This is a genomic window from Pseudoalteromonas sp., from assembly GCF_036960685.1.
Classification (GTDB): Bacteria; Pseudomonadota; Gammaproteobacteria; order Enterobacterales; family Alteromonadaceae; genus Pseudoalteromonas.
This window is the reverse complement of the sequence record NZ_JBALXK010000004.1, coordinates 1-11,345: the sequence shown is the minus strand read 5'-3', so window position 1 is coordinate 11,345 and position 11,345 is coordinate 1. Positions and strand designations below refer to the sequence as shown.

Here is an 11,345-nt window from a genome sequence, read left to right as displayed (position 1 = left end):
GCTCTTTGTTAGGCCTCATCGCGCTGTTTTGCAGCTTGAGGCCCATCAATTGGTAAAGCAATTACAAAGCGTGCGCCGTGCTGACAAGGCTCGGCGCATATATTGCCGAATAGATTATATTTAACGGCATTAAATACGACATTTAACCCTAACCCTAAATGATTCCCGCCCGGGTTGGTTGAATAAAATGGTGTAAAAATATCTTTTAATATAGCGTTGTCTATACCACTGCCATTATCTTGGAAAACTATCATAACCTGTTCATTTTGTTCTTTAATATCAATGTTTATTATTGCATTTTCAGTATCTTTAAAACCGTGTTCGTAGGCATTAATGACTAATGTTTTTAACACATCACCGATAATCGATGGATAGGAAGTAATACTTAATTCTGCGCCGCTGTACTCAAATCTAATATCTTTAGATAGATAACCCTGTAACGTATCCATCCGTTCAACAATAAAACTGCGCAGCTTAATTTTGCTCATTGGTTTGTCTAATGCAATTGAGACATTCAATGCTTTAAATTCTTCAACCATCTTTGCTAAGCGATTAATATTGCTGATCACTAAATCTTTAGCGGTATTGCTTTGTTGGATAAACAGATTAAAGTCACTAGGGGAGAGCTTTTTGTCATTAAATTTTTGTTCAAGTGATTGTAAATTATCTTGAATAAACGAACTGGCAGTTACAATCGTGCCAATGGGGGTATTTAACTGATGAGCCATGCCGGAGACAAGTGCTGTGAGCGAGGCCATTTTTTCAACCTCGATTAAATGTGATTGTGTGTTAGTGAGTGCTTCTAAGGTATTTGCCAATGCTTGTTTTTGATTATATATACTGCGGATGGCATACATCGAGCCAAACAGGATTATCATTAATGAAATTGCGATTGCTAGAGCGAGCTCTTTAAATGCTTTTGCTTGAGTGGCTTTAACTTGCTGCTCTTTGGTTAAGTTCGCTATTTGAAGCTCTTTACTTGCCATATCAACCTCAGCAAGTGCTTTAGCCAAATTTACATTTGATTGGCGTAGTAGCAAGGCTTGCCTGCTTTGGTTAAATTGTTTATAGGCAACTAAAGCGGCTTTAAAATTCCCCAAGGACTCTGATAATGAGGCTGAAAACTCGCTTACAGTGGCGGTTAAGCTTAAATTTTTCAGCTGGGTCGCTTGTTGCTGAATTTCGTTAGTTAATTGTAGTGCTTGCGTAGTTTGGCCCATTTCATGGTAAGTTTTAGCAAGCGATAACTTGGCGTTAATCAGCTCTATCGGCGTGCCGCTGCTGGTGAGTAACGAAATAGCTTGTTGTAAATAATGCACCGAGCTTTGATAATTTTCGGTTTCTCGCTCAATTTGACCTAACAGCTGATAGCTCCATGCTAAATGGTAATCAAATTGATTGTTTTGTTGTAATGTTATGGCACGCTCAAGCAGTTCTTTTGCTGCGGGGTATTGTTGTTTTGCTAGCATCACTTTGACTAAATTGGTCATCGCAATAGAGAAGTCTAACGGTTTATTGAGTGGCTTAGTGTATTCGTAGTATTGAGTAAATGCCTGATCAGCCTCATCAAACTTATGTAATGCAAGATATACCTCACCAATATTGTTTTCAGTTTGATGAACAAGTTCTACTTTTCGCATATTAGCCTGTTCAAGGGCTTGCAGAAAATAATTAAGCGCTTGCTCGTACAAAGCAAGTTTAGAGTAGATACCGCCGCTAATATTATAATAGCCATACATTAAGGAGGGATCACTTGAGCGTAAGGTCATTGCTTTATAGGTGACTAAGGTGCGTATTGCTTCTTCTAACTGATCTGTCTCAAGTTGGAACCAGGCTTTGTAATTAAGTACTTTAATTTGTTGCTCAAGAGTCAGTTCTTTGGTTTTTAAAACGGTGTCAGTGAAGGCTATCGCGGTGGCTGGGTTTTCAGCATAAGCACTACGAATATTCTGCCTTAGTTCTTCAAATTCAGACTCACTAAGTGGGGCAGCTAAAATAGTTGAACTCAGGCTAAGTAAACATACATACGCGCAAATACGAAAAACGGATGGCAGTATCATAATGACAAGGTTACCTTGTGAACAGCATAAGCCAAGTATAACGAATAATCGTTATTTTTCACCGCGCCATTAGTATCATTTTAGCAACAAAAGTCATTCTTTAGGCTGGATTATCAATCTGGTCTGACCTGATTTGTTGTTAGATATTGACTGTTTTTTTATTTTATTTAGAATGTCGGCTGTTTTGCCATTGTGGCAAGTGCATTAATTACCGAGTAGTAAAATGTCGAATGTGTCTACTTGCATCACATATGATGCTTCTACGTCATTAATTATGATGACGCTCAGAGGGACGGCAAGTGCACAGGATGTGATGAATTTTTATCAAATAGCCCAGCAGTATGTGTCTATTTATGGCAGTAATAAATTACTTATCGATGTGTCTGAGTTGACGCATAAATTTCCGGCCAGTGATTTGTTAACGATAATGCCAGCAGTATCAAATTGGTTAGCGAATTGCTTTATTGCCAGAGTCGTTAGTTTTGATGGTTTTATGCACGATTTGTTTTTGCAAAAAGCAAAACGTTTTGATCTCAAAGCAGAAAATTTTGATTGTTTTACTAGCGCTAAAAATTGGCTTGAAAATCAATCTGGTAATTAGTAGCCGAACATTTTACACTGTGAAGCCATTAAATAAGTAAAATTTGTTTATGACTTTATCAACTTCGTCTTCGCCTATAAATTCTATAACAGGACATGCATTTGTATTTGATGAACATGCGCGCAACGCGCTGTTCAATCAAGTTAAGTCACAGCATGGCAAATTGACTGCCACTGATATTAACCATCTTTGTCACAAACATTCGCTGACCCAAGAACAATTGTTAAGAGCGTGCTTACCTGTGGCATCTTTATTGGCCGTAGCGCCTATTTCACAGTTTTTGGTTGGCGCCATTGTGGTTGGTCTAGATAAAGATCAGCACGCGCACTTTTACTTTGGTGCTAACGTTGAATTTGCCCATCAGCCACTTAGTCTCGTGGTGCATGCCGAGCAATCCGCTATTAATAATGCCTGGCTCAATGGCGCTAAAACGATTATTCAAATCGCAATTAGTGATGCGCCATGTGGTTATTGTCGCCAGTTTATGAATGAGTTGGCGGATGCAGATACCTTTGACATTCTATTACCTACGCAACAATTTAAACTGGCAGAGTTGTTACCAGCCGCTTTTGGGCCAAAGGATTTAGGTAATCAATATAGTCTATTTAACCCAGCTCCCCATTCAGCTCAGTTCGTTGCAAGCGCAGACGTGTGCCCGTCGCTCGTTGCTCAAGCACGACATGCTTATGTCCCTTACACTGGAAACTTCAGTGCTGTAAAAATAACCACCTTTGAGCATGGCAGTTTTTATGGACGTTACGCTGAAAACGCGGCGTATAGCCCAAGCCTTGCACCACTACAAAGTGCAATAAGTCAGCTACATTTGGCTGGTTTGAGGATGGATAATTCGTGCATTGAAAAAGTAGAGTTATTACAAACTGAGGGGGCTGAAAATCAACTGCAGGTAACTCAAGCAGTGCTGGCAAGTTATGCGAACTTACCAGCTTTAGAAACCTATGGTTTACGATTTAAGTAACAGTTTTGCGGCTTCAAGTACCACGGCGACGGATTTTTTCTCAATCTCGCCGTGATCTACATTGGGTATTTCTTGGCGAGTACGATTAACTAATACACCTGCTACACAGGCTGCTTTTAAACCCAGTGCAGCACACATAGTGAATAACGTAGCCGATTCCATTTCATAGTTCATTACGCCCAGTTTTTGCCACTCTTCACAGCTACCTTGGAATGCTTTTGGCACATAGCCTGAGTAAGTGTCGTAGCGCTCTTGACCAGGATAGAAAGTATCGCTTGATGCTGTAATACCGATATGAAAATCAATGCCTAAATTACCACAGGCTGTAACCATTGCTTGGGTGCTAAAAAAATCTGATACAGCAGGAAAGCTAAGTGGTGCAAAATGCTGACTTGCGCCATCTAAACGCACAGAAGCTTGGCTGATTAAAATGTCACCTTCATTAATATGCGGTTGAATCGCGCCCGTTGTACCAATACGTAAAAATGTTTCAACACCTAACTGTGCTAGTTCTTCCACCGCAATAGAGGTTGAAGGGCCGCCAATGCCGGTTGAACATATCACTACAGAGTGACCGTTAAGTTGCCCTAAATAAACGTGAAACTCACGGGTTTGAGCAAGACATGTTGGGTTTTCAAGAAACGTAGAAATACGTGCTGCACGGTCTGGATCACCCGGCACAATAGCCAGTGTTGCACCTTGTAAATCGTTACGAGTGAGTCCTAAGTGAAATACCTTTTCCATAGCGAAGCCTTATTACTTTTGAAATTATTACTTTTGAATTTAACGTGATTATCACATTAATTTTTAAAGAGTCGTTGCCAATTTAGCATAATTACCACAATGCTAAGTACTGTACAGGACGGATGTCCGTTTTAAGGTTTATTCATTGCATTTGAATAATCAAGCAGCCAGAAAAACCATGCAATAGCCACGCTGGTTGACTTGTCTGTGTAGACACTATATCTATCTTACTAAGCATGTAATTTGAATTTATACGCTGTTAAAAAATAAACGTTAAATATATGTTTTATATAAATATAAATTGTTTTTTAACGGGGTTGGCTAGGTCGTCTATGAATGTTTTTCTAAAACGATAATGGCAAATGAAGCTTTTATTAAATTTATTTTTAGCAGCTTTCTTTTTGCATAACTACGCAAAAGAACACAGTGAGGAATCGTTATGAGCACACAATGGCAGACATTTAAAAATAAAGTAGAGCACTGTTTATGCCCACCAGGTGATGGTGTTTTTACGGTAAATACCGCAAAAGAGCGCAAAGCCGCACTGCGTATGAAACTGTATGGACAAGAAGATAATATTGATACGTTATGGCGCGAGTCACTAGAAGAGTTAACTGATAGCCCTTATAAAGCGGTGACTTTAGGAGTTAGCTCTGATTGCGGTGGTGGTATTTTACGTGGTGCAAACTGGGGGCCATTATTTTTACGCTCTACGTTGATTGATCAACAACCTCAAGCTAAGTCGTTTGATTTAGGTGATGTACGAGTTATTCCACATCTGTTACATGATAAATATCTCAATGACGCCACAATCAGTAATTGTCAAAAAGCATTATACGACAATCCAAATAGTGAGTATTACGTGAGTCCACTATCCATTACTGAAGATGTGTGCGACAGCTTTTACGCGACCTTTAAAGATAAGGGGATTTTTGGGATTGGTGGCGATCACTCTATTAGTTATCCGCTCACTAAAGCGTATTTAAAAGCCAAGCGTGAGCAGGGCAAACGCACGGCAATAATTCATTTTGATGCGCACACTGACTTATTGGTCGAGCGTTTAGGCATCGATTTATGCTTTGGCTCGTGGTGTACGCATATTTTAGAGTTCTTACCGGCACCGCATCATTTGATTCAATTTGGTATTCGTTCAAGTGGTAAGCCAAAACAGCATTGGGAATCAACCTTTGGTGTGAAACAGCATTGGGCCCATGAAATTATTGAACGTGGCGCGCCGGCCATTGCTGCTGAGGTTATTGCTCAGCTTAAGGCTGATAATGTTGATGAACTATACGTGAGCTTTGATATTGATGCGTTAGATGAAGAGTTCGCATCAGCAACGGGTACGCCTGAAGGCAATGGTTTAACACCGCAGCATGCATTAGATATCTTAGTAGCGCTAGCGGATGAGTTTCCGATCACTGGCGCAGACATGATGGAAATCGCCCCATTTACCGACAGCTCTTTGGTTGGTCAATCAAGCTCGGAAACAACATTACGTGAAGGCGCAAAAATCTCCGCATTTTTAATTAATGCCATGAATCGCTAGTTTTTATCCATTGATTAAAAAAACAGATCTATGATGGGTCTGTTTTTTATTCACTTATCAGCTAATTAGCGCTATATTTAAGCTATCATCATAGTGATTGATGCATAAAGTTGAATATAGCGGGGTAATAGTGAGTAAATGGATCTATTTATTATTTATTGTTTTTAGTCATCAATGTATCGCTAAATTACATATTGTGACTGAACATTTCCCGCCTGCCCAATACCTTGACGATAATAATAAACTCACAGGTTATCTAGTCGAAAAAGTACGAAAAGCACTCGATGCTTCTTCGCTTGATTATTCGATTACAGTAAATAGCTGGAGCACGGCTTTTAATACTGCACTACGCGATCCTAAAACCTGTATTTTTTCTGTTTCACGCTCTGCAGAGCGTGAAGATAAGTTACTTTGGATTGCAGAACTTGCCAAGCTGAATGCTTATTTCTACGCCTTAAACTCAAAAGATATTAAGCTTGCAGATATTGAGCAAGCCAAGCAGTATCGTATTGCGGTATTAAAAGATAACTACAGTCATCATTATTTGGTAGCACAAGGTTTTGAAGTCGGTAAAAATTTGTTGTTAATGGATAGCTTCGATAATATTTTTCACATTGTTCGTAACCGTAAAAGCAGTATTGATTTAGTGATACTGCCTGAACAACGTGCTATTTATGAGCAAAGGCAACAAAAAATAGGTGATTTATTACAACCCATCCTTAAGTTAAATACGAATCAACCTTCCTTATACTTTGCTTGCAACAAAAATATAGATAACATTTCTAAATTAGAACTCATCCGCGCATTCACTGCTATGTAAGCTGAATCTTCACATTTAACATTATGTTACTAAAGAGCTTTTAAGATAAATTAAATATCAATTGCTGTGTTTAAAAAAGAGTCTATAATCCAGCTGCTTTTACTTATAAAGCGCTTTTTTTGGAGTTATAAATGGGTGACTTAATCGGGATTGGTATGTTGATCTTGATCAGTGCGTTGTTTGCTATGTCGGAAATCGCTATTGCAGCATCACGTAAAATTAAATTAAGAGTAATGGCTGATGAAGGCAATGCCAATGCAGCAGCAGTACTAAAGCTGCAAGAGCAACCGGGGGCTTTTTTTGCGATGATCCAAATAGCCTTAAATGCAATTGCTATTTTAGGTGGTATTGTTGGTGAGCAGGCTCTTTCACCCTATGTAGAAAGTGTGTTAGTTATGGTTTATCAAGGGCCGTTATTAGCGCAAATTAGCTTTCTAATTTCGTTTTTTACCATTACCTCATTATTTATATTATTTGCTGATTTAATGCCAAAGCGGTTAGCGATGATCATGCCCGAAGCCGTGGCTGTAAGACTGGTTACCTTGATGCGTTGGGTTACCTTTGCATTAACTCCATTAGTGGTGTTTTTTAATGGTTTAACCAACGTTATTTTAAGAATCTTTAAAGTACCAGCCGAGCGTGAAGATATCGTCACCACTGAAGATATCGTTGCGATGATGGACGCAGGTGCTGAGTATGGCAGCTTACAACAGCAAGAGTATGACTTAATTGGTAACGTATTTGATTTAGAAGCGCGTTTCTTATCAAGTGTTATGTCACCACGCGACCAAATAGTTTACTTTGATATTAATGAAGCCAGCGCTGATATCGCCAGTAAAATTATTGAGCATCCCCATAATCACTTTTTAGTGTGTAATGGCAATTTAGATAAATTAATTGGCTCGGTGGAATCAAAAGATATTTTACGTCAAGTGCTCAAAGGCGATGCAGCCAATATTAATGCTGATATGCTCGAAAAAGAACTGTTTTATTTGCCGGAAACACTGAGTTTATCTGAGGCATTAAATGCGTTTAAAGGTGCTGCAAAACCGTTTGCCGTCGTGGTTAATGAATATGCGCTAGTGGTAGGTATTGTCACTGTTAAAGACTTAATGAAAGGCTTTATGGGCGATTTGATCACCCATACTGGTGATGAGCTCATTATCGAGCGAGACGCTAACTCATGGCTGGTGGATGGCTTAACACCGATTATAGAGTTAGCAAAAGTACTCGAGATAGATGAATTTCCTGATCAGATGCATTATGAAACAGTGGCTGGTTATTTAATCTTCTCAATGAAGCGCATTCCGAAACGAGCTGAGTACATTCAATTTGCGGGATTTAAATTTGAAGTGGTTGATGTAGAAGGCATTAGGGTAGAGCAGTTATTGGTGTCAAAGATCCCTTCAGGTATTTAAGATCAAACAGCGTGGGGGCGAAAGTTCGCCCCTTCACTGCTTAATTAGTTATTCAAATGGGCCTTTAACAATGGCTTCACCTTGCTCGACCATGAGTTTGCCATTACTCCACACATGTTTTGTTGAAAGGGTTGTTTCATCCAGTAGTACTAGATCAGCATCACCTTGAATATGAATAGTACCTTTTTTAAGACCGAGTACTTGCGCAGGGTTCGAGGTGATAGCCATGAGTGCGTGTTCAATGCTGACGCCGTATTCATGCACAGCTTGCATGAACGACTTGTGCAGTGACGCTTCTTTGCCAACTTCAAGACCTAGTAAGTTAAACGAATCATCAAAAATAGGTAAGCTTGCATGACCATCTGAGCTCATTGTCAGTTTAGTGGCGTCAACGCCATGCTCTAAGCAATAAGCAAGGGCGTTCGCTGCAGCATATTCACCGTGAGCTAAATCATACTCCGTGGTGCTGGTAGTAAAATCAATACTGCCACCTGCTTTGCAAAAGTCTATGCCTGCATCAAGCAATGCTTTATTGCGATTCATATGCGTAGGATAGAACTGAGATAGCGCTATATCAGTACTGTTATCAACCTCATGAAGAATGTTTAAGTGGCTATCAATTGGGCCGACATGAATGCTAATAATGCCTTTTTTACCACTTAACATACCTGCCACTTTTGCCTCAGCGGCAAGCTCTGCTAGTTGTTGTACTGTGGGCTGACTACTGCGGTGATCCGAAATGGCGACTTCACCCACACCAATAAACTCATCAATATACATGATGTCATTGGTCACACTTCCAGTCAGTGTTTTAGCTGGTAAATGATATGAGCCTGTATGGCAAAATACATTTAACCCCAGCTCTTTCAAGCCTTTGGCTTTAGCGACTAAATTAGTTAATGTACGGCTGCTTGAATCTGTGCCAAGTGCTGCAACTACGCAGGTGATGCCATGTAATGTCGCGTCGGTTAAGTTCATTTCTGGGGTGCGACTGGCAAAGCTGGCTTCGCCACCGCCGCCGGTTATATGTACCAAAGAATCTACAAAGCCGGGCGCTAAAATACAACCTGTGGCGTCAATCTGCTTTACATTGATATTACTATCGAGTTTTATGTGCGGCTGAAAATCAATTACTTTGGTGCCAGCAATTAGCACATCCATTTTGCCTTGAGGGCTTGGGGTGTAAAGGCTTGCCCCACGAATTAGTGTTAACATATTAACGTCTTTTTATTGATAGTTAATGAAGTAAGCAAGAAAAATAAAGCCGCTTGCTAATGTAAATAGTGCCAAGGTGAAGCGCCAAATGAAAGCCGCCCACTCACTCCAGTCAAGTTTTACAATACCTAAACAGCCAATCAAACTTGCTGAGGTAGGGATCAGTATATTTGTAAGGCCATCGCCTAACTGAAATGCAAGAACAACTATTTGCCTAGATACATTGAGTAAATCACCAAGCGGCGACATTAAAGGCATGGTGATGGCTGCTTGACCAGATCCCGATGACACAAAAAAGTTAAATATACTTTGAAATAGTAACATACCCCATGCCGCTACAAAGTCTGGCACTGCGGCAATGCTACTGGCGCTATGGTAAAGCAAAGTATTGAGAGTAGAGGGCGAATTTAAGTCGCTGCCACCTAAAAGCAGCACCACACCTTTTGCCAGTGCAACCAACATTGCCGCTGGTAGCAACTCTTGCGCGCCGTGCTTAAATGCGTCTGCACTCTCATTGGCGCTTTGTTTGTTAAATATACTGGCAATAAATGCGCTGACTAAGCCTATACAGAAGAACTGTGCAGCAAGTTCAGGAATGTAATACTGGCGCGCCATTACGCCCCATACAACCCAAGCAATACCTGCTACAAAGGTGAATAAAATTAATTTATCGGCAATGTCTAACGCAGGCTGAGTATTTGCTGGTGTTTGCTCGGTTTTATTCTGCCTTATTGAACTGGCATAACGCACGGTAAACACTAAGCCAAATAGCGTGAATACGCACCAAGCAGCCATCCTAAAACCTGCGCCAGAAAATACCGGAATTTCAGCTATTGATTGTGCAATTGCAATACTAAACGGGTTCATCCATGAGGTCGCAAAGCCTATTTGAGTTGCTACGTAAGTTGTTAAAACAGTGACTTTCGCGTCATAACCGAGTTGTTTCATTATTGGCAGTAGCACAATACAAAATGCTATGGCTTCTTCACCCATGCCAAATACGGCACCTCCTAGCGAAAACAACACAAATATTAACGGAATAAATAGCCACTCAACCCGCTGAGTCTTGTTGATTAATACCATTATACCGTTATTAATGGCACCGGTTTTCATGATGATCCCAAAGGCGCCTCCGGTGATTAATATAAACGCCATCACACCAATGGTTGCGCCATATTTATCGCCAGACACTAACCCTTCAAATAAAACATTAGCTAAACCAATCTCACCGCCTTCAGCAAACAGCGGAGTTTGCTTGCTTACAGTTACAGTTTGGTATTGAGAAAGTTCAACATTATGGCTGTCTTTTGCGGCGTTAAATACCCCAGGGGTAATAAATAAAGTTGCCAGATAGGCAATGAGTGCCACAGATAACAAGATGATACTTGCATCAGGCATGGAGAATTGTTTATTTTTCATAATTTCACTTTCAACTAAGGAAGGCACTGCTTAAAAAGTAAGTCACGCATCCGAGAATTCTAACACGAAGTTAATGAAAATAAGTGGCTGAGCAGATCAACTGCAAAGCCACTTAGTGCAATTTAGACGGTGCTGTTAACCTTTAAAAGCGATAGCTGACACTTAGCGTGTAGCGAGCGCCATAGGCGTTGTGGTTTATTGAGTCAAAACCACGGCTTGAACCATAGAGTTTAGGCGGTTCTTTATCAAAAATATTATCTATACGGGCGCGTAAAGTAAGCGCTTTATTAACATAGAAACCCGCTGATAAATCCCATACGAGCCAATCGTCAACCTGATGACTGCCCTCTGGATCAAGTTTACCGAGTTCATCAAGTTCGTCAATCTCACGGCCTCTAAGCCCTTCGATATCGTCTTCATAACTGCTGGTGTAGTTAGCCCCTAAGTTTAAGTAGTAGCTTTGTGCTTCCCAATCGATTGACATACGAGCGATGTTTTCAGGGTAGCGATATGTACCCACTAGCTTTTCAATTGAATCTGAGC

9 protein-coding genes and 1 pseudogene are annotated in these 11,345 nt (G+C 40.3%); 5 read left to right on the top strand and 5 right to left on the bottom strand.

Going from position 1 to position 11,345, the window contains the following annotated elements:
- Positions 1-8: 8 nt before the first annotated feature.
- Positions 9-2,060 carry a tetratricopeptide repeat-containing sensor histidine kinase gene (locus V7783_RS05075; RefSeq protein WP_335677779.1) on the bottom strand — a complete coding sequence of 684 codons (2,052 nt, stop codon included), beginning with the start codon at positions 2,058-2,060 and terminating at the stop codon, positions 9-11.
- 223 nt (positions 2,061-2,283) lie between these two features.
- On the opposite strand from V7783_RS05075, the gene V7783_RS05070 reads away from it, so the two are divergent.
- Both V7783_RS05070 and cdd read left to right on the top strand, forming a co-directional pair.
- Positions 2,284-2,661, top strand: coding sequence for a hypothetical protein (locus V7783_RS05070; protein WP_335677778.1), 378 nt, complete (start codon positions 2,284-2,286; stop codon positions 2,659-2,661).
- A gap of 49 nt (positions 2,662-2,710) precedes the next feature.
- Positions 2,711-3,637: a cytidine deaminase gene (gene cdd, locus V7783_RS05065; protein ID WP_335677777.1), complete on the top strand. Its 927-nt coding sequence runs from the start codon at positions 2,711-2,713 to the stop codon at positions 3,635-3,637.
- On the opposite strand, the gene udp is transcribed toward cdd, so the two are convergent.
- Positions 3,623-4,381, bottom strand: a complete 759-nt coding sequence (gene udp, locus V7783_RS05060) for a uridine phosphorylase (RefSeq protein WP_335677776.1) — start codon at positions 4,379-4,381, stop codon at positions 3,623-3,625. The two genes, cdd and udp, sit on opposite strands and share 15 nt — an antisense overlap.
- Before the next feature lie 439 nt (positions 4,382-4,820).
- Here udp and V7783_RS05055 point away from each other — a divergent pair, with 439 nt between their 5' ends.
- The 3 genes from V7783_RS05055 (at position 4,821) to V7783_RS05045 (ending at position 8,168) form a co-directional block, all read left to right on the top strand.
- Positions 4,821-5,930 carry an arginase family protein gene (locus V7783_RS05055; protein WP_335677775.1) on the top strand — a complete coding sequence of 370 codons (1,110 nt, stop codon included), beginning with the start codon at positions 4,821-4,823 and terminating at the stop codon, positions 5,928-5,930.
- Between the two features lie 130 nt (positions 5,931-6,060).
- Positions 6,061-6,750, top strand: coding sequence for a substrate-binding periplasmic protein (locus tag V7783_RS05050; protein ID WP_335677774.1), 690 nt, complete (start codon positions 6,061-6,063; stop codon positions 6,748-6,750).
- A 131-nt stretch (positions 6,751-6,881) separates the two neighbouring features.
- The gene (locus V7783_RS05045; RefSeq protein WP_335677773.1) at positions 6,882-8,168 is read left to right on the top strand and encodes a hemolysin family protein; all 1,287 of its coding nucleotides are present in this window, start codon (positions 6,882-6,884) and stop codon (positions 8,166-8,168) included.
- Between the two features lie 48 nt (positions 8,169-8,216).
- On the opposite strand, the gene iadA is transcribed toward V7783_RS05045, so the two are convergent.
- The 3 genes and pseudogenes from iadA to V7783_RS05030 all read right to left on the bottom strand — a co-directional run.
- Positions 8,217-9,383, bottom strand: coding sequence for a beta-aspartyl-peptidase (gene iadA / locus V7783_RS05040; protein ID WP_335677772.1), 1,167 nt, complete (start codon positions 9,381-9,383; stop codon positions 8,217-8,219).
- Between the two features lie 12 nt (positions 9,384-9,395).
- Positions 9,396-10,802: a putative basic amino acid antiporter YfcC gene (gene yfcC, locus V7783_RS05035; protein ID WP_335677771.1), complete on the bottom strand. Its 1,407-nt coding sequence runs from the start codon at positions 10,800-10,802 to the stop codon at positions 9,396-9,398.
- A 142-nt stretch (positions 10,803-10,944) separates the two neighbouring features.
- Positions 10,945-11,345 (bottom strand): annotated as a pseudogene (locus V7783_RS05030) (TonB-dependent receptor); the annotation flags it as partial.

What these genes read in the sequence shown, in the direction of transcription:
- udp (WP_335677776.1), bottom strand. Translation starts at nt 4,381, where the DNA reads ATGGAAAAGGTATTTCACTTAGGACTCACTCGTAACGATTTACAAGGT.
- V7783_RS05045 (WP_335677773.1), top strand. Translation starts at nt 6,882, where the DNA reads ATGGGTGACTTAATCGGGATTGGTATGTTGATCTTGATCAGTGCGTTG.
- V7783_RS05070 (WP_335677778.1), top strand. Translation starts at nt 2,284, where the DNA reads ATGTCGAATGTGTCTACTTGCATCACATATGATGCTTCTACGTCATTA.
- iadA (WP_335677772.1), bottom strand. Translation starts at nt 9,383, where the DNA reads ATGTTAACACTAATTCGTGGGGCAAGCCTTTACACCCCAAGCCCTCAA.
- V7783_RS05055 (WP_335677775.1), top strand. Translation starts at nt 4,821, where the DNA reads ATGAGCACACAATGGCAGACATTTAAAAATAAAGTAGAGCACTGTTTA.
- yfcC (WP_335677771.1), bottom strand. Translation starts at nt 10,802, where the DNA reads ATGAAAAATAAACAATTCTCCATGCCTGATGCAAGTATCATCTTGTTA.
- V7783_RS05075 (WP_335677779.1), bottom strand. Translation starts at nt 2,060, where the DNA reads ATGATACTGCCATCCGTTTTTCGTATTTGCGCGTATGTATGTTTACTT.
- cdd (WP_335677777.1), top strand. Translation starts at nt 2,711, where the DNA reads ATGACTTTATCAACTTCGTCTTCGCCTATAAATTCTATAACAGGACAT.